20 protein-coding genes are annotated in these 22,317 nt (G+C 44.6%); 1 reads left to right on the top strand and 19 read right to left on the bottom strand.

All coding sequences use genetic code 11. The features are described 5' to 3' along the window. Nucleotides 1-13 precede the first annotated feature (13 nt). The 16 genes from fliJ to ACTHPG_RS06190 all read right to left on the bottom strand — a co-directional run bounded on the left by fliJ (nt 14) and on the right by ACTHPG_RS06190 (nt 17,535). Nucleotides 14-466, bottom strand: coding sequence for a flagellar export protein FliJ (fliJ, locus tag ACTHPG_RS06265; RefSeq protein ID WP_278295730.1), 453 nt, complete (start codon nt 464-466; stop codon nt 14-16). A gap of 11 nt (nt 467-477) precedes the next feature. Then, nucleotides 478-1,797, bottom strand: a complete 1,320-nt coding sequence (gene fliI / locus ACTHPG_RS06260; RefSeq protein ID WP_036609365.1) for a flagellar protein export ATPase FliI — start codon at nt 1,795-1,797, stop codon at nt 478-480. Then, on the bottom strand, nt 1,784-2,647 hold the full coding sequence (locus tag ACTHPG_RS06255; RefSeq protein WP_440388266.1) for a FliH/SctL family protein: 864 nt from the start codon (nt 2,645-2,647) through the stop codon (nt 1,784-1,786). The genes fliI and ACTHPG_RS06255 overlap by 14 nt, the downstream gene beginning before the upstream one ends. Beyond that, nucleotides 2,640-3,656, bottom strand: coding sequence for a flagellar motor switch protein FliG (gene fliG / locus ACTHPG_RS06250; protein WP_047842476.1), 1,017 nt, complete (start codon nt 3,654-3,656; stop codon nt 2,640-2,642). Before fliG ends, ACTHPG_RS06255 begins: the two co-directional genes overlap by 8 nt. Before the next feature lie 11 nt (nt 3,657-3,667). Next, the gene (gene fliF / locus ACTHPG_RS06245; RefSeq protein ID WP_440388265.1) at nt 3,668-5,251 is read right to left on the bottom strand and encodes a flagellar basal-body MS-ring/collar protein FliF; all 1,584 of its coding nucleotides are present in this window, start codon (nt 5,249-5,251) and stop codon (nt 3,668-3,670) included. 137 nt (nt 5,252-5,388) lie between these two features. Further along, on the bottom strand, nt 5,389-5,700 hold the full coding sequence (fliE, locus tag ACTHPG_RS06240; RefSeq protein ID WP_440388264.1) for a flagellar hook-basal body complex protein FliE: 312 nt from the start codon (nt 5,698-5,700) through the stop codon (nt 5,389-5,391). 57 nt (nt 5,701-5,757) lie between these two features. Beyond that, the gene (gene flgC / locus ACTHPG_RS06235) at nt 5,758-6,207 is read right to left on the bottom strand and encodes a flagellar basal body rod protein FlgC (RefSeq protein ID WP_440388263.1); all 450 of its coding nucleotides are present in this window, start codon (nt 6,205-6,207) and stop codon (nt 5,758-5,760) included. A gap of 6 nt (nt 6,208-6,213) precedes the next feature. After that, the gene (flgB, locus tag ACTHPG_RS06230) at nt 6,214-6,621 is read right to left on the bottom strand and encodes a flagellar basal body rod protein FlgB (RefSeq protein ID WP_440388262.1); all 408 of its coding nucleotides are present in this window, start codon (nt 6,619-6,621) and stop codon (nt 6,214-6,216) included. Nucleotides 6,622-7,607: 986 nt separating this feature from the next. After that, complete coding sequence (hslU, locus tag ACTHPG_RS06225) at nt 7,608-9,008, bottom strand: ATP-dependent protease ATPase subunit HslU (RefSeq protein ID WP_440388261.1); 1,401 nt, start codon at nt 9,006-9,008, stop codon at nt 7,608-7,610. 116 nt (nt 9,009-9,124) lie between these two features. Continuing rightward, the gene (gene hslV / locus ACTHPG_RS06220; protein ID WP_076208907.1) at nt 9,125-9,667 is read right to left on the bottom strand and encodes an ATP-dependent protease subunit HslV; all 543 of its coding nucleotides are present in this window, start codon (nt 9,665-9,667) and stop codon (nt 9,125-9,127) included. A gap of 26 nt (nt 9,668-9,693) precedes the next feature. Continuing rightward, a complete protein-coding gene (gene trmFO / locus ACTHPG_RS06215) occupies nt 9,694-11,037 on the bottom strand; it encodes an FADH(2)-oxidizing methylenetetrahydrofolate--tRNA-(uracil(54)-C(5))-methyltransferase TrmFO (RefSeq protein ID WP_370511405.1) in 1,344 nt (447 codons plus the stop codon). A gap of 51 nt (nt 11,038-11,088) precedes the next feature. Next, entirely contained in the window at nt 11,089-13,188 is a 2,100-nt protein-coding gene (gene topA / locus ACTHPG_RS06210) for a type I DNA topoisomerase (protein ID WP_440388260.1), read from the bottom strand. A 118-nt stretch (nt 13,189-13,306) separates the two neighbouring features. Beyond that, nucleotides 13,307-14,437: a DNA-processing protein DprA gene (dprA, locus tag ACTHPG_RS06205; RefSeq protein WP_440388259.1), complete on the bottom strand. Its 1,131-nt coding sequence runs from the start codon at nt 14,435-14,437 to the stop codon at nt 13,307-13,309. A gap of 245 nt (nt 14,438-14,682) precedes the next feature. Continuing rightward, the gene (gene sucD, locus ACTHPG_RS06200) at nt 14,683-15,612 is read right to left on the bottom strand and encodes a succinate--CoA ligase subunit alpha (protein WP_036609382.1); all 930 of its coding nucleotides are present in this window, start codon (nt 15,610-15,612) and stop codon (nt 14,683-14,685) included. Between the two features lie 63 nt (nt 15,613-15,675). Beyond that, nucleotides 15,676-16,836, bottom strand: a complete 1,161-nt coding sequence (gene sucC / locus ACTHPG_RS06195) for an ADP-forming succinate--CoA ligase subunit beta (RefSeq protein ID WP_440388258.1) — start codon at nt 16,834-16,836, stop codon at nt 15,676-15,678. Between the two features lie 243 nt (nt 16,837-17,079). Beyond that, entirely contained in the window at nt 17,080-17,535 is a 456-nt protein-coding gene (locus ACTHPG_RS06190) for a MarR family winged helix-turn-helix transcriptional regulator (RefSeq protein WP_440388257.1), read from the bottom strand. Nucleotides 17,536-17,934: 399 nt separating this feature from the next. Between ACTHPG_RS06190 and ACTHPG_RS06185 the strand changes: the two genes are divergently transcribed. Beyond that, complete coding sequence (locus ACTHPG_RS06185; RefSeq protein WP_440388256.1) at nt 17,935-19,545, top strand: YifB family Mg chelatase-like AAA ATPase; 1,611 nt, start codon at nt 17,935-17,937, stop codon at nt 19,543-19,545. Nucleotides 19,546-19,772: 227 nt separating this feature from the next. Here ACTHPG_RS06185 and ACTHPG_RS06180 read toward each other — a convergent pair whose 3' ends face one another. The 3 genes from ACTHPG_RS06180 to ACTHPG_RS06170 all read right to left on the bottom strand — a co-directional run bounded on the left by ACTHPG_RS06180 (nt 19,773) and on the right by ACTHPG_RS06170 (nt 22,008). Next, a complete protein-coding gene (locus ACTHPG_RS06180; RefSeq protein ID WP_440388254.1) occupies nt 19,773-20,324 on the bottom strand; it encodes a nitroreductase family protein in 552 nt (183 codons plus the stop codon). Between the two features lie 292 nt (nt 20,325-20,616). Next, nucleotides 20,617-21,792 carry a carboxypeptidase-like regulatory domain-containing protein gene (locus ACTHPG_RS06175; RefSeq protein WP_440388253.1) on the bottom strand — a complete coding sequence of 392 codons (1,176 nt, stop codon included), beginning with the start codon at nt 21,790-21,792 and terminating at the stop codon, nt 20,617-20,619. 54 nt (nt 21,793-21,846) lie between these two features. Then, complete coding sequence (locus ACTHPG_RS06170; RefSeq protein WP_440388252.1) at nt 21,847-22,008, bottom strand: paeninodin family lasso peptide; 162 nt, start codon at nt 22,006-22,008, stop codon at nt 21,847-21,849. Nucleotides 22,009-22,317: the final 309 nt, after the last annotated feature.

Raw genomic sequence — 22,317 nt, 5'->3', positions numbered from 1 at the left:
CTTCCGGCTCACATCAATTCGCGCGTCCGGCTTTGGCAGCGAAGCGTACAGTAGCCATCTCGTCCAGATCGTTCTGTTCCCGGAGGAGCATCTCCTGCTGAAATTTGATTTTGGCCTTGTCTCTTGCTCCAAGCCATACTTTTTCGTCAATCATCTTACCGTTGAGAAATGTCTGATTCCGCTGCACATTGACCTGAGCATGTTTAACATCACTGTTTTTGCGTGAAATGCACTCGTCAAGGTGATGTACATAACGCTGCATCTCCTGCAGACTGTTTACAGACGCTGTATTTTCCGTAGCAGATTGAATGATGCTGACCAGATTACTTCTATCATTAAGAAGTTGTATCAGATGTTCTTCCTCCGTCTGAAGTTTACCGATCGCTGTGGATAACATCCACTCTGCCTGTGTTTTTTCATTACTCTTCAGGTCAACAACTTTCTGGAAATGATATCGAAATTTCATCGTTTACCCATTCATCTCCTTGCAAATTCAAGAATCAAACGTTCCTGTACTTCACTTAAGGTGACTTTCTCGTCGACTTTCTGCTTGGTAAAGTTCCATATACTATCAATCTGGTCTATCGATTCATCTATGGCTGCATTTGATCCCCGCTGGTAAGCCCCAATATTGATCAAATCTTCCGATTCTTTGTACACAGCCATCAGACGTTTCATATTATTAACAGCTTCCAGCTGTTCTTCCGGAGCAATATCCTTCATAACACGACTTATACTAGCTAGCACATCAATCGCTGGAAAATGACCTTTATTCGCAATGGAGCGATTTAACACAATGTGTCCATCCAAAATACCCCTTACTGCATCCGCGATCGGTTCATTCATGTCATCCCCATCAACCAGAACGGTGTAAAAGGCTGTAATCGAGCCCGTAGGTCCTGTACCTGCCCGTTCAAGCAGCTTGGGCAAACTTGCAAAAACCGACGGTGTATATCCTCTCATTGCCGGAGGTTCACCTACAGCCAGACCAACTTCCCTTTGTGCCATCGCATATCGGGTTACCGAATCCATCATCAGCATCACGTTCATTCCACGATCTCGAAAATACTCTGCAATCGTAGTCGCAATAACTGCTCCCTTGATCCGAATCAAGGCAGGCTGATCTGAAGTTGCAACAATGACTACGGAGCGTTCCAGTCCTTCCGGACCCAGATCCCGTTCAATGAAGTCGCGTACCTCACGTCCACGCTCACCCACAAGCGCGATGACATTGACATCCGCCGCTGTATTACGGGCGATCATGCCCATCAATGTACTCTTACCAACACCTGAACCTGCAAAAATACCTACACGCTGTCCCTTACCTACGGTCAACAATCCGTCGATAGCTCTTACACCAACACCCATCGTTTCAAGTACACGCGGACGATCCATTGGATTGACAGGTGTATTGGATGTGGAGTACATCGGCATTCTGGATGGAAGGAGTGAACCGTCCAACGGTTGTCCAAGTCCGTCCAATACTTTACCAAGCAATTCGGAGCCCACCTGAACACCAAGTGGTTTACCCGTACCTACTACATCACAACCAGGGCCGATAGATTGAAGTTCACCTAGTGGCATAAGCAACACTTTGTTATCTCGAAACCCAACGACTTCGGCTTGCAGAGGCTTGGCTGATTTACCAGGATAGATATAACATACGTCTCCGATACTTGCATCCGGCCCTTCTGACTCCACCATAAGACCAATAACCTGAGTAACTTTGCCGTTAATACGAACAGGATCGAATTGCCGCAAATGTTCCATGTATCGCTGTGAACTAAGAACCTTCATGTTGATTTTTTCGCTCCTCATCCTCAAGTGCTATGCGGACCAGTTCTTTCTTAATCTCAGCAAGCTGTGTATCAATTCTCGCATCTACACTTCCGAACGAAGAACGAATGACACAACCTTTATCTTTGACTGTTGAATCAGGCAAAATCTGCAATTCTGCCTGGGAGTCAATAGACAGAGACAATTCTTCACGAGCTGCCTGTACAAATGCAAACTGATCAGGTGTCACACAAAGTGTGATTAACCCCTGCTCGCGTTTACGTGACAAACTTTGACGAATCAGTTCCAATGTATGATCAGGTTCAATGGTAAGTTGCTTATCAATAACCTTCTCAGCGATCCCGCAAGCGAGATCCACAAGGAACGGTTCGGCTTCCTGAATGATCTGATCTTTAGCTACATAAGCTTCCTTGAGCACTTCCTGCGCTTCAATCATCATCTTATCGATCTGCACCTGGAGATCCAGTTCAGCTTGTACTTTGCCTTCTTCAAAACCCTGTTGGAAACCTTGTGAACGAAGCGCTTCAGTCAGATGTTCATCCTGTTGTCGTTGTTCCTGCCACCAGCTGTCGATCTGTTCACGGGCCTCTTGAAGCATGCGCTCTGCCTCTTCCGAAGCTTCACGTACTTGCTTTTCTGCAAACTCCTTGGCATCTTCCAGCATCTCTGCGGTAAGACGTTGTGTTTCTTCGTCCACGCGTGCTTGAAGCGTCTCTGCTTCAGAACTCTCGGCACTATCGCCGTATAATTCCGTTTCAGACTCCTCAGCACCACCGTAATGATGATGATTCTCTAGTTTTTTGTGGTCATCTACGGGTACATACTGGAAAGATTTAATCAAATTAGACAATGATATCATCTCCTCCACCGCGTGCGATAATGATCTCACCGGCTTCTTCCAATCTGCGTATCGTTCCTACAATGCGCGTCTGAGCTTCCTCAACATCACGCAATCGCACAGGGCCCATGAATTCCATCTCTTCTTTGAATGTTTCGGACATCCGCTTCGACATATTCCGGAACACAGCATCCCGAACTTCTTCGCTGGCCACCTTGAGTGCAAGTTGCAGATCCGCGTTGTCGATATCCCGAATAATACGCTGGATCGAACGATCATCCACATTGACGATATCTTCGAATACAAACATGCGTTTTTTGATTTCCTCTGCAAGCTCTGGATCCTGAATTTCAAGTGAGTCCAAAATGGTACGCTCTGTACCACGATCGACTCCGTTCAAAATCTGAACGATCGATTCGATGCCACCTGCATTGGTGTAATCCTGCGTTACCGTAGAAGATAACTTCTGTTCCAGAACCCGCTCCACTTGAGAGATAACTTCTGGCGAAGTACTATCCATAACCGCCACCCGGCGAGCGACATCTGCCTGCTTCTCTTGTGGCAAGGATGACAGAATTGCTGCAGCCTGTTCGAACTGAAGATAGGACAGAACCAGTGCGATCGTTTGCGGACTTTCATTTTGAATAAAGTTCAAAATTTGATTTGGATCCGCTTTGCGTGCAAAGTCAAACGGTCTGACTTGCAGCGTAGCTGTTAAACGGTTAATGACTTCAAGTGCTTTTGAAGAACCCAGCGCTTTCTCCAGGATTTCTCTTGCATAATTGATACCGCCCTGAGAGATATATTCCTGAGCCAGACAGATCTGATGAAACTCGGCCATGATCATGTCCTTTTCGGAAGAATCAACCTTGCGAACGTTGGCAATCTCCAACGTAAGTTGCTCTATCTCCTCATCACGCAGATGTTTAAAGATCTGAGCCGATACTTCCGGACCTAATGTAATCAACAAAATTGCTGCTTTTTGTCTGCCAGTCAAACCCTGACTGCTTGCCTTCGCCAATTCGTTCACCTCTATTCGTCAGCCAGCCATGTACGCAGCAGATTGACGAATTCGTCTGGCTTTTTCTTGGCCAAACTCTCCAATTGTTTGCGCACCTGACTTTCGTTCGTTACACTGTCCAGCGTAATGGACGGGAACTCTGTTGCTATTGGAAGAGGAATCTCTTCTTCTTCGACTTCGTTCTGTTTGCGGCGACGGCGTACTAACAAAATAATAACCGCTGCGATCAATGCCGCTATGAGTGCGCCTCCGCCCCACATCATGGTTGGGGACAACTGGAAGCCTGTATTTGCTGTCGAGGCAGCCTGGAACCCTTGTGACATGACTGAAACCTTCTTTGTCAGATCAGCGTCACTTATTACGGTGCCTGAGTCTGCCAATGAAGCGCGAACAATGTTAACCAGAATGTTTTCAATCGCGTCTTGAACCGGTCCCTGCAATTCCGTTTCTCCATCCGGTGGTTCAACTGCTACGTTAATGGTTAAGTCTTTTACAGTATATGGACTGGAAATAATATCCTTGGCGATTCGATTAACATCGTAGTTTATAGTGCTTGATGATTCTTCTGAGGTCGAGTTACCTGTTGCATCAGCTGATGGATAACCCGGAACTTCCTCTTGTCCTGTGCCAGCAACACCACCTGTCGGGTTGCTTGCGCCAGTGTAACTTTTTTGAATCTCCTGCACACTGATCTCGATGCCTTTCATATTCTCTACATCAACAGGTGTGACCAGATTTTCCTTACGTGTTTCTTTGTCAAAATTAAGCTTGGAGGCGACCAACACATTAACTTTGTCTTCGCCTACAATCTGGGAAAGAAATTGTTTTACATTGTTACGAACATCGTTTTCAAACTTTTTCTGTAATGCCATGTTTTCTTGAACTTCGGAAGACAACCCGCCACTTCCACCTCGGGCAGTTGGAATCAATTCTGCTTCATCCGTGTTCGTAATTGTAATGTTTTCAATAGGTAGATTAGGAATGGCCGTCTTCACCAAGTTGAAGTAGCCATCTACCGCTGCCTGATTTGGGTGATAACCCGGTTTGAATTGGAGAGCTACCGATGCTGATGCTTTGTCTTGTTCTTCTAAACCAGCAAAAATGTTATCTTTCGGCATATTCACCAGTACTTTAGCATCCTGAATGCCTTGCATCCGCTGAAGCAACTGCTCAACTTCTCCGTTTATAGCGTTGTTGTATTTTACATCAAACTCTTTGTCTGTCATCCCGATAGGGGATGATGACTCCTCGAATGACTTATACCCTAATGAACCATTCTGAATAATCCCTTGAGATCCGACATTCACCTTTGCAATTGCAACACTTGTGCTCGGTACGGATATGGTCTTACCATCTGAACTTAATTTGTATGGAATGCTAGATGAATCGAGATAACTGATTACGCCAGCTGAATCACTCGCGTTCAAATCTGTAAAGGCAACTTCGTATTCAGTCTTGGACAATTGCATCGTAAGTACAACTGCTGCCAAAATCAGAAACAGGAAGGTCGATATAAATAATACTTTTTGCTTTTTGCTAAAACTATTCCAATACTGGGATGCCTTATCCCTGTACTGGGCGATTCTCTCATTCACTCTGTCACCCCATCCGAAACTTTGCTTAGTCTGTCCTTACTCAACCTTTGCCTTTCCATAGGTTGATAATCAGGAGCAGCATCGCAGCTGCTTTGTTGTAATGATCAGCGCTATTGTCGAAGCGCAAGTAGGTTATTCTATAATTGCGTTCTCATAACTTCCTGGTATGCTTCGACCACTTTGTTTCGGACTTGAGTTGTGAGTTGCAGGCTTAACAAGGCCTGTTCTGAAGCAATCAACACCTGATCCACATTCGCTTTGCCGACCAAAAATTGATTCGACATTTCATGCGATTGAGTCTCTTGAGCTGCGACGGACCCTAATGCATTCTGTAAGTATGTACCGAAGCTCTGAATGGTTTCGGCTGGTGTAGAAGGCTTGCTTTCGGTTGCAGTCTTCATCTGTAGCGGTTGTATTCCTTGAGTGCTGAACATGTTGTTCTGAATCATTAATGTCCCTCCCCTTCATCCCTGGTTTGTATATTTCTTATTTCATTTCGTAACAAATTATTTTCCAATCTCCATAGCTTTCGAGATCATCGCTTTAGTTGAATTCAGTGCCGTTACGTTTGCTTCATAGGAACGCGAAGCAGAGATCATGTCGACCATTTCTTTCGCAATATCCACATTAGGCATAAATACATATCCTTCAGCGTTGGCATCTGGATGCGAAGGGTCGTACACAGGCTTCAATGGTGACTGATCCTCGCGAATCTCAGTTACTCTGACGCCATCTCCTGAACCGCTACCTCTCATCTGATTTTGCAGCATTGTGCCGAATGACGTTTTATTCGGCTCGAGCACGACCATTTTACGTTTGTAAGGAATCGCTTCACCATTGGATACGCTCGCGCGCGTCGTCTCTGCGTTGGCAATGTTGGAAGATATAACATCCATCCGCAACCGTTGAGCTGTCAGTGCAGAGCTACTGATACTAAAGCTGTTACTAATGTTCAATTTAGGTTATCTCCCTTCCACGCCAACGCGCATCATTTTAATTTGTTCGTTCACTTGCTGAATATAAGCGCTATACCGCAACTGATTCTCCGCCAGAAGACTCATTTCTCTGTCGATATCGACATTATTCTGGTTGTTATTCATGGACGTTGACTGGTCCATATTAACTACTGGCGCAGGTATGGAAGAGGAAGGACCTATGACAAAATGCCTTGCATCAGTTACTTTGCCTTTAAGAACAGGCATATCTCCATTCATTTGCCCTTGTAACATTTCTTCGAAAGAAACGTCCGAGCGCTTGAAATACGGGGTATCGGCATTCGCGATGTTGTCAGAAAGCGTTCCTTGTCTGATATTGGCCGCGTCGAGTGCACCTTGTAATCTTTTAAAACTGATATCATTTAAAAGATTCACAATCCCCCTCCTCTCTTTAGAAGTTATGGAAAAAGATTGAATCTTTTCCCTTGAAAATTCTTATGTTTTTTCGACAAAAACATTCGTCTTTACACGGTTTTCTAGGACTTAAGTAGAATTAACTCTGATGTTGTCGTATAACATAAGTTTCTTCGAGTTTGGGATTTATTACAATAAGAAAAAAGCCCTATCTTTTCTGAAAGACAGGGCTTTTTGTGTATTTTCTGCAAATTATGAATTTTTTCGTAAATGTTCAGGCCCAAATCAAAAGTATGTTAATACTCTGCCTTATTCTTCTTAAACATTCTTAAAATAAAAAAAGACTTTCCAGTCTCTACATGAGCGTATAACGCTCGTAATTATGTATATTTCCGAATATTTCATCGTTGTTATTATTAGAATTTTTTGGCGTTGCACTAAGGGTTTATGGATAATATGGTAGGTATACATATAAAGCTGTATCTTAATCAATTGACAAGTTATTTTTCAAGAATGAAGAAAACTCACCTTTTCTGCACAACACTTTCTTAACAATTAGGAGGGGTCTCTATATTTTAATCTCGAGAAAACAATTGGTGACTTCACACTTTTCTACAATTCATCATTTTGCGCATTTACGCAACATTTACCAATCTATTCACTAAACCGATAACCAGACTTGGAATAAGTAAAATTCTTTTAATGGGAATCATTGGATATAGAAACAAGGAATAACGACCACTCCGATAGGTTTTAACTCCGTATACATGCGGCACAAGTCCTAGTTTTTGTCGATCCGTATAACAACCCCACCTCTTTTATCGGTTATAACATTGAAATCCTTTAGGTTGAAACAAAAATAAACGACATACACTGGTCCGTATGAGTACCTTACACGATGCGATTAAGGAATGACCATCCTTCGTCGATCCGTAAGTGCTCTCTACTCTTCAGTGCATATCGTTCATTGATACGACCATGTAGTCCATTACTGGTTAGGCCTAATGTTAAAGAATATACTGACTCAAATCACGATCTAGCGCAATATCGTTTAATTTCTCACGGACATACTCCGGAGTTATCACCATACGTTCCAGTGTAAGCTCAGGCGCCTCAAAGGATAAATCCTCCAAAAGCTTTTCAAGGATCGTATGCAAACGACGAGCACCTATATTTTCTGTATTTTGATTGACGGATTCAGCCAATTTGGCAATCTCGTGAATGGCCTCATCCGAGAACTCAATCTCAATATTCTCGGTACGCAGCAGATCAACATACTGTTTGGTCAATGCATTTTGAGGTTCAGTCAGAATGGATACAAACTCCTCCAATGTTAGACTGCTTAGTTCCACACGGATCGGGAAGCGTCCCTGTAGCTCAGGAATCAGATCAGAAGGCTTGGCGACGTGAAATGCACCAGCTGCCATAAACAGAATATAGTCCGTTTTAACAGGACCATATTTCGTCATCACTGTAGAACCCTCCACAATAGGAAGAATGTCCCGTTGAACCCCCTCTCGGGATACATCAGGTCCGCTACCGCGTCCTTGACTGGCAACCTTATCGATTTCATCAATGAAGATGATACCTGTCTGTTCCGCCCGACGAATGGATTCCTGAGTAACATCATCCATGTCGATCAATTTTCCTGCTTCTTCCTGGATCAGCACTTTACGCGCTTCTTTGATAGCGAGCTTACGTTTCTTCGTACGACGAGGCAGCAAGCTACCAAACATCTCTTGCATGTTCATCCCCATCTGATCATTGCCTTGACCAGCAAACATATCCATCATGTTAGGTGCAGTGTCTTCAACATCAATTTCAATGATGTCATCCTCCAACTTGCCAGATAACAGATCAAACTTGATCTTGCGCCGACGCTCCGCAACCCCTGTATCGGGTTCTGGATCTTCCTGTTCCTGCGTGTTGTTCCCATTGTTACCAAAGATCATTTCAAAAGGATTGCGTTGATTTTTGGACTTGGACTGTGAAGGAGCCAAAATATGTACAATTCGCTCATTGGCAGCTTCTTCAGCTTTGTCCTTCACTTTTTCAGTCCGCTCCAGCTTCACCATCCGAAGTGATGTCTCAATCAGATCACGCACCATCGATTCAACGTCACGACCAACGTAACCTACTTCAGTGAACTTGGTAGCTTCCACTTTCACAAATGGTGCACCTACCAGTTTAGCAAGGCGACGGGCGATTTCCGTTTTACCCACACCCGTAGGTCCGATCATGAGGATATTTTTAGGCACAATGTCGTCCTGAGTGTGCTCAGGCAAAAGGCTACGCCGATAACGATTACGAAGGGCTACAGCTACCGATTTTTTAGCTTTCTTTTGACCTACAATATACTTGTCAAGCTCTGCAACAATCTGTCTTGGTGTTAGCGCTTGAGTATTCATATTGCTTCCCTCCTATCAGAATGTTGAATTAATTTTACCTAACAAGGACAAAGAATCCCCTAGACGTCATGGAGCAGATTATAGAATCATGCTCCACTACGGGAGATTTCTTTGGTTTATAACTCTTCTACAATAATATTACTGTTGGTATATACACATAGTTCAGAGGCAATCTGAAGCGATTCACGGGCAATATCTTTGGCTTCAAGGTTTACAGCATGACGTTTCAACGCACGTGCAGCAGATAAGGCAAAGTTTCCACCTGATCCGATAGCAATGACGTCATCATCCGGTTCGATAATCTCCCCGCCGCCTGAAATGAGCAGCATGCCTGATTTGTCCATTACAATCAACAGTGCCTCAAGCTTACGCAAGATCCGATCCTGACGCCAATCCTTGGCAAGCTCCACAGCGGCACGCTGCAAGTTACCATGGTGCTCCTCCAGCTTGCCTTCGAATTTCTCAAACAACGTGATTGCATCCGCCACAGAACCAGCAAAGCCAGCCACAACCTGTCCGCGGTACAAACGTCTTACCTTCTTGGCTGTATTCTTCATCACAACACTTTGGCCCATGGTCACCTGACCATCACCGGCGATTGCTGCCTTACCATTATGACGAACAGCACAGATCGTTGTAGCATGAAATGACATATCCATGATATCAGCCTCCTCCCACGAATAATTTATACGCGTTCCGGAACAGTTAGACCTTCTGCCGCTGCAAAACTGGTGATGCCGTCCAGTGCGCGTTGTGCAAGAGCTTCATTTTTTTCCTTTTTGTTACGGATTTTCGTTTCAAGCTTCGGCAACAAACCAAAGTTTGCATTCATTGGTTGGAAGTGCTTGAAGTCAGCCGTTGTAATATACTGAGCCATACTGCCAAGTGTTGTTTCTACCGGCAATACCACCAGTTCCTGTCCAAGCGCTGCTTTGGCTGCGTTCATGCCGGCAATAAGCCCTGATGCAGCAGATTCCACATATCCTTCAACACCGGTCATCTGACCTGCAAAGAACAGGTTTGGACGCTCTTTAAACTGATACGTCGGAAGAAGAAGTTTAGGAGAGTTAATGAACGTATTACGGTGCATCACACCATAACGGACAAACTCTGCATTTTCAAGTCCCGGGATAAGGGAGAAGACACGTTTTTGTTCTCCCCATTTCAGATGCGTCTGGAAACCCACCAGGTTATACAGGGTACCGGCTGCATTGTCCTGTCGAAGCTGAACAACCGCATGTGGCAATTCTCCTGTGTGCGGGTTAACCAGGCCTACCGGTTTCATGGGTCCAAACAGAGCCGTCTGTTTTCCCCGTTTCATCATCACTTCGATTGGCATACAGCCTTCAAAGTAGATTTCTTTCTCAAACTCTTTCAATTGAGCGACTTCAGCAGTGATGAGAGCTTCATAGAAGACATCAAACTCTTCTTCTGTCATCGGACAGTTTAGATACGCCGCCTCACCCTTATCATAACGGGAAGCCAGATACACTTTATTCATATCAATGGAATCTTTTTCGATAATCGGTGCAGCTGCATCATAGAAGTAGAAATACTCTTCTCCCATCAGTGCCTTGATCTGCTCAGACAATGCAGGGGAAGTCAGGGGCCCCGTTGCAACAACAACGATGCCATCTTCCGGCAGAGAAGTTAGTTCCTCATTCACCACTTCGATTAGCGGATGCTGGTGCAACGTGGATGTGATCTCACCTGAAAATCCATCCCGGTCCACAGCAAGTGCTCCACCTGCCGGAACGGCATGTTTGTCTGCTGCTGACAATACAAGAGAATTGAGCATTCTCATTTCTTCTTTTAGCACACCCACTGCATTCGTCAATCCATTCGCACGCAGCGAGTTACTGCATACCAGTTCTGCAAATTTATCGGTATGATGAGCTGGTGTTTTCACAACAGGTCTCATCTCATATAATTTTACGCGTACACCGCGACTTGCAATCTGCCAAGCCGCTTCTGTTCCTGCCAGCCCGGCACCAATTACAGTTACTTGTTGTTCATTCGTCAAAATCATTTACCCCCACAAAACAATTTCATTATTCACTAAAATTGATTCTATTTCATATTAATCCGCTGATTCGTCATCCGGTTCATCCACTGGCTCCTGATGATCACATGAAGTACACTGCAATCGGGCTCCCTTTTTGTTCCGCTTTTCAATCATTAACGATCCGCAACTTGGACATGGTTTGGCTGAAGGTCTGTCCCATGAGACGAAATCACATTCAGGATACTTGTCACAACCGTAGAAAATACGTCCCTTTTTGCTACGACGCTCAACAACATGACCTTCCTTACATTTCGGACAATTTACGCCGATGTCCTTAATAATCGGTTTGGTATTCCGGCAATCAGGGAAGCCTGAGCACGCGAGAAACTTGCCAAAACGTCCGAGTTTATAAACCAGCGGTTTGCCGCACTTCTCACAAATCTCATCGGATACTTCATCTTCAATCTCGATTTCTTTCATTTCTTCTTCCGCAAACTCAAGCCGTTTCTCAAAAGATTCGTAGAATTCCGCGAGTACTTTGACCCAATCCTCCGAACCTTCTTCCACATGGTCAAGATCGCCTTCCATGTTAGCGGTAAATTCAACATTCAGGATTTCCGGGAAGAATTCTTCCATCTGTTCAATGACCAGTTCACCCAGCTCGGTCGGCATGAATTTCTTTTCCTCTATCGCAACATATCCGCGCTTCTGAATGGTCTCCAGCGTTGGCGCATATGTACTCGGACGCCCTATACCCAATTCCTCAAGCGTCTTAACCAACCTTGCCTCCGTATAACGGGGTGGCGGTTGTGTAAAATGCTGTTTTGGCTCAATCTCCTGCTTCTCAAGCACATCTCCACTTTTCAATGGAGGTAGCAGACGATCTTCATCGGTTGTACCATCATCGTTTCCTTCAACATATACCTTCATGAAACCATGGAACCGTACTTTTGAACCTGCTGCACGGAAGATCGTATCCCCCGCAGCAATATCTACAGAGAGTGTATCCAGGATTGCTGAAGACATCTGGCTCGCTACAAAACGTTCCCATACCAGTTTATACAACCGGAACTGATCACGACTCATAAATGACTTGATTGAATCGGGATCACGCAGAATGGAAGTTGGACGTATCGCTTCATGCGCATCCTGAGCATTGGCTGCTTTTTTGGAATAATTTCGTGGTGTTTCTGGTGCAAATGGTTCACCATACTTCCCAACGATGTACTCTTTGGCTTCCTCTTGTGCAGATGCTGCAATTCGTGTGGAGTCCGTACGCATATACGTAATGAGACCTACTGTGCCTTCTTTTCCAAGGTCTACACCTTCATAGAGTTGTTGGGCCACCGACATCGTCTTGGAAGCTCTAAAATTCAATTTACGAGCTGCTTCCTGTTGCAAAGAACTCGTCGTAAACGGGGCAGAAGGGTTACGGCTCCGTTCCTTCTCTTTAACTTCCTTGATCGTAAAGTCTGCACCTTCGATCTGTTTCAGGATCGCTTGCACTTCCGCTTCACTGCCTAACTCTGTTTTGGCCCCGTTCAATTTATGAAACTTGGCTTCAAACGGATTGCCGTCTGCTGTCAGTTTGGCGGTAATGCTCCAGTATTCTTCCGGCTCAAAATCATCAATTTCATTTTCACGATCCAGAATGATTTTAACAGCTACGGACTGAACCCGGCCGGCAGATAAACCTTTTTTAACTTTTTTCCATAATAATGGACTAATTTTATATCCAACGAGCCGATCCAGAATACGTCTTGCCTGCTGCGCGTTAACCAGATCCATATTGATTTTGCGCGGCGTTTTGAACGCATCTTTGACCGCCTGCTTTGTAATTTCATTAAATACTACCCGGCAATCTGCCGTATCGTCCAATTCAAGCGCATGGGCCAAATGCCATGCAATAGCCTCGCCTTCGCGATCCGGGTCAGCTGCGAGATACACTTTTTTCACTTTCTTTCGTGCATCCTTCAGTTCTTTCAAAATTGAACCTTTGCCGCGGATCGTAATATATTTCGGATTAAAATCATTCTCCACCTCAACGCCGATCTGACTCTTTGGCAAATCGCGAACATGTCCCATCGAAGCTTTCACGATGAACTTGCTGCCTAAATATTTGCCTATCGTCTTCGCCTTTGAGGGCGACTCCACGATTACGAGTGCATCCGCCATAGGTTCATCCTCCTCTCAGTCATGAAACTGTCATGTAACTGTTTCTGTATGCTTATGCATAGGTAAAATAACTTCAGCTAATTATATATTTCCACACGTTGCATAGGTTGCAGCATTGTCATACCCGCGCATATTTGGTGCCTGGTAATTGGCTAATCTGCTTTTTTATGATTAAAGATAACAGAACTGAATGCAAATGTCCAAAATCCCAGCCTAGCTGTTCAAGCAGTTGATCCAGTGATTGCTCCTCCTGCTCCAACAGATAAATCACACGTTGTTCATCTGGAGAGAGCTCAACCTCAGCGAATATCCCTTGCCTGGAAGGCTCAGTTGTTTCAGTCGAACGTCCTCTATTGTAAGGAAGTTGATCTGTATTTGGCAAGCCCAAACGATACTCTTCCAATATATCTGCTGCACAAGTGACCAATTTGGCTCCTTGACGAATTAGATTGTGTGCCCCCCGACTCTTCGGTGATGTAATGGGTCCAGGAACTGCGAATACCTCCCTGCCCGCTTCAAGCGCAGCATCCGCTGTGATGAGTGAACCACTGCGAATGTCAGCCTCAACAACCAATGTTCCCAGCGTCAAGCCGGCAATGATTCGATTCCGTTCTGGAAATAGTCCCTGGCGTGCTCTCGTACCTGGTGGATATTCCGACAAAAGCAGACCCGACTCAGCGATTCGTTCGGCAAGACTTGTATTTTCGGGTGGGTATATATTATCAATCCCTGTTCCGAATACCGCAATCGTTTTTCCTTTCGCACGCAATACGGCCTCATGACATACGCTATCAATACCACGGGCAAGCCCACTTACGATCGTCAGCCCTGCACCGGATAATTGTTCTGCCAGCTTCTCGCCAACTTTGCGCCCATACACGGTTGGCATACGAGTTCCCACCATCGCAATGGACGGGTTGTGTAGCAAGTTTATATCCCCTCGACCATACATTACCCAGGGAGGCTGAACGGTTTCCTTCATTAATATAGGATAATTCTGATCCAGATAAGTAATAACCTCTATCCCCTGATTGTAAACGTATTCTCTTTTACACTCAATCCAGTTACGGTTAAAAAGACTAGCCAAGCGGACAGCCTGATCTTTGCGCAAGCCTGCCGCAGTCCAGTCACCTTCCTGATAATCCAAAAGATCGGACAATTGATGTTGTCCCTGGATTAGTTTCAAGATTGTTTTCTTGCCAATACCCTCCATCTCATGCAAACCAAACAAGATCCATCGTTCTTCCATACCATAAACCTCCCAAAGCGGGAAGAGAATCTTCCCTCATATTGTGTGTTATGTGACCACGGAATGCAAGCGTTTACGCAGATGAGAAGCAATTTCTCTTCCTTTTTCCTGTAAATAAACGCAAAAAAGCAACCCTTCGCCCTGTTTAAGGACAAAAGGTTGCTTACCTTTTCCGTATACATAATAGTCGGACTAGCGGAAATGTATTATATCCGAGCCGTTTCTTCTATTATAACGAAAAAGAATTAATGTGTCGTGCATAAATTCAAAATACCGCGTTCTTCAAGTACGCTCACCAAAGTGGAGCCCATCTCAGCAGGCGTTGGTGCCACTTTGATACCGCAAGATTCCAGCTTTGCAATTTTCTCTTTGGCTGTACCTTTACCGCCAGAGATAATAGCGCCAGCATGGCCCATCCGTTTGCCTGGAGGCGCTGTTACGCCACCGATAAAGCCAACAACCGGTTTGGTCATGTTTTCACGTACCCAATCTGCAGCATCCTCTTCAGCTGTACCACCAATCTCACCAATCATGATGACTGCATGAGTCTGTGGATCTTCATTGAATCGTTTGAGGATATCAATGAACTCGGAACCTTTGACAGGGTCTCCCCCGATTCCTACAGCAGAAGATTGTCCAATGCCACGCGTCGTCAGTTGATGAACGGCTTCATAGGTAAGGGTTCCACTACGGGAAACCACGCCAACATGTCCTGCCATGTGGATATAACCAGGCATGATACCGATTTTACATTCACCCGGTGTAATGACACCTGGACAGTTCGGTCCGATCAGAACAGTATTCTTACCTTCCATGAAGCGGTCAACCTTGATCATGTCAAGAACCGGAATACCTTCTGTGATACAGATCACGAGGTCCAGCTCTGCATCAACAGCTTCCATGATGGAATCTGCTGCAAATGCTGGAGGAACGTAAATGACGCTCGCTGTTGCGCCTGTAGCTTCCTTCGCTTCCTGCACAGTGTTGAACACTGGCAGACTGGCTACTGTGCCGTCTTCCAGCGTGATATCCACATTAGTTCCGCCTTTACCCGGTGTAACTCCGCCTACCATCTGGGTTCCGTAGTCCAATGCGCCCTTCGTATGGAACATTCCCGTTGAACCCGTAATGCCTTGCGTAATGACTTTTGTATTTTTATCGATCAAAATACTCACGTTGCTTCACATCCTTACGGTTATTTTTCAATTCCCGGACAGCTCCGGTACTAAGGAATGAACTTATTTTACGAGGGCAACAATTTTCTGTGCACCATCGGCCATGGAATCAGCAGGAACAATATTCAGGCCAGATTCGCCCAGAATACGTTTGCCAAGCTCCACGTTAGTTCCTTCAAGACGAACAACCAGCGGTTTGGTCAGGCCAAGCTGCTTCGCGGCTTCAACAACACCATTGGCGATTACATCACAGCGCATGATGCCACCGAAAATGTTAACAAAGATTCCCGCTACTTTGGCATCGGACAAGATGATCTTAAATGCTTCAGTCACCTTTTCCGTTGTAGCACCGCCCCCAACGTCAAGGAAGTTGGCCGGGTCTCCACCGTAGTATTTGATAATGTCCATCGTTGCCATCGCAAGTCCCGCACCATTGACCATACAGCCGATGTTGCCATCGAGTGCTATGTAGCTGAGGTCGTATTTGGAAGCTTCGATTTCTTTTTCATCCTCTTCATCCAGGTCACGCAGTTCCATAATGTCTTTGTGACGGAACAACGCGTTGGAGTCAAAGTTCAATTTCGCATCTAGAGCGATAACGTTTCCATCTCCGGTAACAACGAGAGGATTGATCTCGGCAATAGAGCAATCTTTTTCGACAAATGCAGTGTACAGCGCGAGCATGAACTTAACAGCTTTGTTCACCAGTTCATTCGGAATATTAATGCTGTAAGCCAGTTTACGCGCCTGGAACACTTGCAATCCAATGGCAGGGTCAATAATTTCTTTGAAAATTTTCTCAGGTGTAGCTTCAGCTACTTCTTCAATCTCAGTACCGCCTTCTTCGGAAGCCATCATAACTACACGGCCTGTGGCACGGTCCACAACAACACCCACATAATACTCTTTGCGGATATCGCATCCTTCTTCAATCAAAAGACGTTTCACTTCTTTTCCTTCTGGTCCAGTCTGGTGTGTTACCAATACTTTACCCAGAATTTCGGAAGCATAGGCACGAACTTCATCCGTACTCTTCGCCACTTTTACGCCGCCGGCTTTACCCCGGCCACCTGCGTGAATTTGCGCTTTAACAACAGTCACCGGACTGCCCAGTGCCTCTGCGGCCGCAACCGCTTCATCGACTGTATAAGCAACCTTTCCGTTTGGAACGGTAACTCCATACTGTTTCAGTACTTCTTTTCCTTGATATTCATGGATATTCATTCTCGAATCCTCCTATCAACATGACTGCAACAAGGCGGGTTGGTAGACTAACAAAAGACAAATGTTGACTATTTTCACTTAAACCCAATTCATTGTAACACGTTTTTAAAACGCTTTCCTTAAAAAATTAATGGTTAATAGACAGTATTTTGATATGAGTATGATCCCATATTGTGAATGCTTGGGTATATATGGAAAAAACCTCAGCTGAAAGCTAAGGTTTCCCTGGTATATATCTACATTTTATTTTTTGGCTGTGTTCGTGTTGGTTTCGTGAACCTTCTCCAGCAACCCTTTGAACTGACCCAGCAATGCTTCAAACTCTGCACTGTTCAAACACGCGTCTCCCTGAATGGATGCAGGTATGGACAATGCCTTGTTCTGCAACTCACGGCCGGAGTCGGTTAGTGTAATTAATACTTTTCGTTCATCCTGAGCCGAGCGTTCGCGATTAATAAGTCCTGCGGACTGCAAACGTTTGAGAAGTGGTGTCAATGTTCCCGAATCGAGATAGAGTGCCTCCCCGATCTCTTTAACCGTACATTCTTCACGTTCCCACAACACCATTAAAACTAAATACTGGGAATACGTTACGCCAAGTACCTCCAGATAAGGCTGGTACATCTTCGTAATCTCACGTGAACAAGCATATATGGCAAAGCATAATTGGTTATCCAGCTTCAAACTGTCAGTCTGCATATGTCTTTCTCACCTGCCTATTGTGCATTCTATTCCTAATAAAAAGGAACTATAAATCTATCTTATCACAAATTAGAAAAAAAACAGAATAATTGAGCACAAATGATTTTACTATTCAATTTAATTATGTTAAATTAGATTGTGTAAAATATAAAAGAGAATATATTACCCGAAATACATTCTTCATGCTTCATTAAAAAAAGTAATTGATACATCTTATGATTTCCTTCCAGAAATAAAATTCAGGGATCAGGAATGATGACAAAAACAATGATATGGGCAGGTTGACTCCATGATTCCTTTTATATAAAATGCTTAGTAGAAGCTGAGGAAGCACCTTAATTCGTAGACTGGCCCGTGTTATTCGGAGCCAAGAATCGAGTGAGGTGTTTCTTTGTCATGTACGGAAAATTGCACAGTGCGTGTTTGTACGGAATTGATGGTGTTCTGATCGAGGTAGAGACCGATTTATCCAACGGTCTGCCACAGACATCCATCATCGGCTTACCGGATTCAGCCATTCGTGAAGCTGTTGAACGTGTTCGGGCAGCGATTAAAAACTGCGGATATCAATATCCTTTACAGCGGATCACAATTAATCTGGCCCCCGCTGATCTGCGCAAGGAAGGATCTTCCTTTGATCTTGCTATTGCGATGGGTTTACTTATGACAAGTGGCCAGCTTGTACTTCCTCCCCAGGAACGGACACTCGTGGTTGGCGAACTGGCATTGGACGGTTCGGTCAGGTCCGTGCCTGGCATTTTATCCATGGTGGATCTGGCCAAACGACAAGGCTTTACATCTGTGCTTCTGCCTTTGGATAACGTGGAGGAAGCTTCACTTATTCGTGAGATTCAGGTGTTTGGCATTCGTCATTTGCAGGATATTGCTCCGAAAAGTCCAGATGAGCCTGCTAATTCAGCAGGGATACCAAACCATGCGAATGCAGGACCAGTCGTATTGAAAAATTATGCTCACCTTGTTGCTCCTATAACAGTTAAGACTAACAAGATGGCGGATGGAACGCCGAGACAAACACCATTATTTGCAGATGACTATAGTGATGTTTTGGGGCAGCATCATGTAAAACGCGCGCTTATGATTGCTGCAGCAGGCATGCATAATATACTGCTCGTTGGACCGCCAGGCACTGGCAAAACGATGTTAATCAAACGGCTGCCCTCCATCCTTCCTCCTTTGTCAGAAGATGAAGCGTTGGAAGTCACCAAAGTATTAAGTGCCGCAGGCAAATTGAAAGAAGCGCCTCAAGGCCTGATTGCAGACAGACCTTTTCGCTCCCCTCACCACACAATATCCACCTCGGGCCTGATTGGAGGCGGTGGTATTCCGAAACCGGGTGAAGTGAGCCTAGCCCACAGGGGTATTTTGTTTCTGGATGAACTACCTGAATTCCAGCGCCAAGTGCTGGAGGTATTACGGCAGCCGTTAGAGGATCGCACAGTGACAATTAGTCGGGCACGTGCTGCATTCACTTTCCCTGCACAGTTCATGCTTGCATGTTCCATGAATCCCTGTCCCTGCGGATATTTATCCGCTCATTCGGAGGAGCAGCGCTGTATATGCAGTCCCTCCCGCGTTGCCGCGTACCGTGCCAAAATTTCAGGACCATTGCTGGATCGTATCGATCTTCAGGTTGAGGTCCCTTCACCAGGCGAGTGGCGCAAGTCTACGGTCTCGCCTTCTTCTGCAGAAATGCAGGCAAAAGTAATTCACGCTCATCTAATTCAGGCCAACCGCTATGCCCGAAGTTCCGTTCGCTGGAATAGTCAGCTTTCGGGCACGTTTTTGCGACGAACGATCCGTCTCCCTCAAGAGGCAGAGCAACTGTTAGAGCAAACGCTGCAAACATTGAACCTGAGCATGCGTGCACATGACCGGATTATCAAGATGGCACAGACCATTGCCGACCTGGACCATGATGGTGAGATTGTGACAGCTCATGTAGCTGAAGCCATACAGTACCGTCAATTGGATCTTAATTTATTTTGAGTAGCATATGAAGGAAGAACAAGTTTACCAAACACAACAACGCGAAGTTCAACCTGTAGATTGAATAACTTGGCCAAGACAACGGATGTTTCATGCAGGTTTTAATATACGGTATGTCAACATGACAAAAAAACGTGCAGGTGCCTCCCTTTTGAAAAGAAAGGTACTTGTACGTCAATTTATCTGAAACTGTTAGGGCATGTGCAGTTACCTATTACAATTATTCATTATTCAAAAAGAGTCAGTTTGTCCTTCGCAGGTGTACGTTCTTTGGCAGAAGGAATAACATCGGGGTACCCCATATAAACCATGCCTATGATCTTCTCACCCGGCTCTATTCCAAGAGGTTTGCGGAATTTGGGAGCGTACAGGAATGGCTTGGTCACCCAGAACGTTCCAATGTCTTCACTCCAGGCTGCAAGCATAAAGTTCTGAACCAATGCACTTACCGCAGCGAAGTCTTCGTCCCAAATATTCTGTCTTGGATCTTCCTCCAAAACAACAAGCATAACGGCTGGGACTTGCATAATATTGGCTGAGAATTTATTGTCTTCTCCCATTTCTGCGTCAATGGCTTCAGCCAGTTTCTTCCGCCCATTCCCGGTAAACAGTAAAAATCTCCAAGGTTCACGCAGTTTATGGTTAGGAGCCCAGACTGCGGTGTCCAGCAATTCTATAATCTGCTGTGTAGGAACAGCTTCTTTTTTGAATTTTTTCACCGTACGACGGTTTTGAATCGCATTTCTGACTTCATTCGTTGTTTTCGTAGCTTTACTCATCGGCCGTACCTCCTGTTTATTATATGATTTGTAACCCTAACGACGGGTTACGGTCTGGAACAATTCGTTTATGACAAATCAAAAGATTAAAACGCCAGATTACATCCTTAATTATACACTCTTCTGTTCGGGAGATTCAAAGGGATTGCTCTTACTAGTAAGACAGCAGCGCTTAAAATAAGAAAGACGACGCCGAATCCTGATCCACTAATGGCGATCATCAAGTCGGAGCCGTCTATTTAAACCGGTAATCTTGCATCATGACGAGATCACGCTTACGTCAACGATTGGATCAGTATGCGCCTGCTCCCTCAAATGTGCCTTTAACAAAATCCATTTTGTTGTACTTCTCCTGGTTACCTGCAACATCTGTACTATAGTATTCTACCACTTTGACATCGGGAGCATAAAATTTGACGGGTCCTTCATACGTGTTCCATGCTCCGCCATTGATTCGATATTGCGTTGTTTTTACGCCCGAACCTTTGACTTCGTCCGTTGCCTGAAGTCTGAATGTAAATCCTTTGATGTATACCTTCCCGTTCACCGTATCTGTAATCGGTACTAATCTGTATTTGGTTACAGGCGGCGTAATATCCGCATCCTTCTTAAGTACGATATCAAATGTATTTCGATCTCCTTGCACAAGTGTAACACTCAAGCTCGATTTTAAATATCCAGCAGCTTCCCCTGTGATCGTTCTGACTCCCGTTGGCACGCGCTTTATAAAATAATTGCCTTGGGCATCTGTTGTTGCCAAAACCCCGGCATTAACTTTAGCTCCACTTACTGGATTGCCCGCCTCATCCACAACTTTTCCCCGCACGTGGGCGGCTTCTGTCAAAACAACATCCACGATTAAGGTCTTTCCAGCCTGAACATTCAAACGATCCTGTTCATACAGCATATAATCGGCAGAATCGACCCAGATTGCAATGTTTGGATTATAGTCGTAATCAATGCCCGTAACGGTATACCTGCCTTGTTGGTCTGTCTTCACCGGACGATCCAAGGCACCTGTTACTTTGACAAGAGCATCCGGAACAGGTTTACCTGCAGGATCGGTTACGGACCCTACAATCGTAGAAGGTTCATATAGTTCGAAGTTAACCAGAATCTGTTCCCCTTCTGACAAATAGTAGGTGTTACGATGCCTGTCTGTCACGTATCCTTCTGCTTCAATAATAAAACTAATTTCAGTATAATCCTGAACAGACGCAAGGATGGAATAACTTCCAGTGCCATCTGTCTTCACGCTTTTTTCGGTATTTTCCCCTTGATATCTAAGGGAATACTTGATTGTTGCATCCTGGATAGGAAATCCTTCAGGATCCGTAACTTTACCTGATACCTTTGCCTGTGTAGACGGATCAGCTGCATAAGAAACGCCAGAATACATCATTCCAAACAAAATGAAACATAAAGATAGTGCACTTAGTCGAATTATCCATTTGATACTTGTCTTCATTTTCTCACTACACCTCACTATATATTTATAAACCTAATGCTCCTATAACCTCTCTTAACTAACTAAAAGCTCAAGCTTCCAGAATTCACCGTCCCAAACATATTGCCAAATCCCTTGCCCACCGTTCATGGTCTCACTAACATCCAACACTTCCATCCGAGGGCACTCCCATACTTGTTTTACTGAGTTGTTCGAAGTATTCTGAATCTCTTTCATACATCCCACCAACCTCTCTTTGTATTTCAACTTTCTTAGTGTATTACAAATGATACATTTTGTATCTATAAATTTCTGAAATACACTGATTTTTTATTGATACTCTTATCCTCTATTGTATGATTTCATAGGATAAAACAAAAAAAGCCACAGTTCCTGTGTAAGGAGGAACCGTGGCTTTACTATACCATCTCATTACAAAACTTAACGAATGCAAAGATAAGACATAATTAAACTTGTACTTTGAAATAACTTATGCGTTCAAATCCATGAGATACATTACGTATCAACAAAATTACAGTAATGATT

The organism is Paenibacillus sp. SAF-068, from assembly GCF_051967555.1.
Lineage (GTDB): Bacteria > Bacillota > Bacilli > Paenibacillales > Paenibacillaceae > Paenibacillus.
This window is presented reverse-complemented; position numbering and strand designations above follow the sequence as displayed.

Bases quoted from the DNA above. Each gene is read 5' to 3' on its own strand.
- trmFO (WP_370511405.1), bottom strand. From the start codon at position 11,037: ATGATTTTGACGAATGAACAACAAGTAACTGTAATTGGTGCCGGGCTG.
- fliJ (WP_278295730.1), bottom strand. From the start codon at position 466: ATGAAATTTCGATATCATTTCCAGAAAGTTGTTGACCTGAAGAGTAAT.
- dprA (WP_440388259.1), bottom strand. From the start codon at position 14,437: ATGGAAGAACGATGGATCTTGTTTGGTTTGCATGAGATGGAGGGTATT.
- fliI (WP_036609365.1), bottom strand. From the start codon at position 1,797: ATGAAGGTTCTTAGTTCACAGCGATACATGGAACATTTGCGGCAATTC.
- sucC (WP_440388258.1), bottom strand. From the start codon at position 16,836: ATGAATATCCATGAATATCAAGGAAAAGAAGTACTGAAACAGTATGGA.
- ACTHPG_RS06185 (WP_440388256.1), top strand. From the start codon at position 17,935: ATGTACGGAAAATTGCACAGTGCGTGTTTGTACGGAATTGATGGTGTT.
- hslU (WP_440388261.1), bottom strand. From the start codon at position 9,008: ATGAATACTCAAGCGCTAACACCAAGACAGATTGTTGCAGAGCTTGAC.
- ACTHPG_RS06170 (WP_440388252.1), bottom strand. From the start codon at position 22,008: ATGAAAGAGATTCAGAATACTTCGAACAACTCAGTAAAACAAGTATGG.
- topA (WP_440388260.1), bottom strand. From the start codon at position 13,188: ATGGCGGATGCACTCGTAATCGTGGAGTCGCCCTCAAAGGCGAAGACG.
- ACTHPG_RS06180 (WP_440388254.1), bottom strand. From the start codon at position 20,324: ATGAGTAAAGCTACGAAAACAACGAATGAAGTCAGAAATGCGATTCAA.
- fliE (WP_440388264.1), bottom strand. From the start codon at position 5,700: ATGATTCAGAACAACATGTTCAGCACTCAAGGAATACAACCGCTACAG.
- hslV (WP_076208907.1), bottom strand. From the start codon at position 9,667: ATGGATATGTCATTTCATGCTACAACGATCTGTGCTGTTCGTCATAAT.
- ACTHPG_RS06175 (WP_440388253.1), bottom strand. From the start codon at position 21,792: ATGAAGACAAGTATCAAATGGATAATTCGACTAAGTGCACTATCTTTA.
- ACTHPG_RS06190 (WP_440388257.1), bottom strand. From the start codon at position 17,535: ATGCAGACTGACAGTTTGAAGCTGGATAACCAATTATGCTTTGCCATA.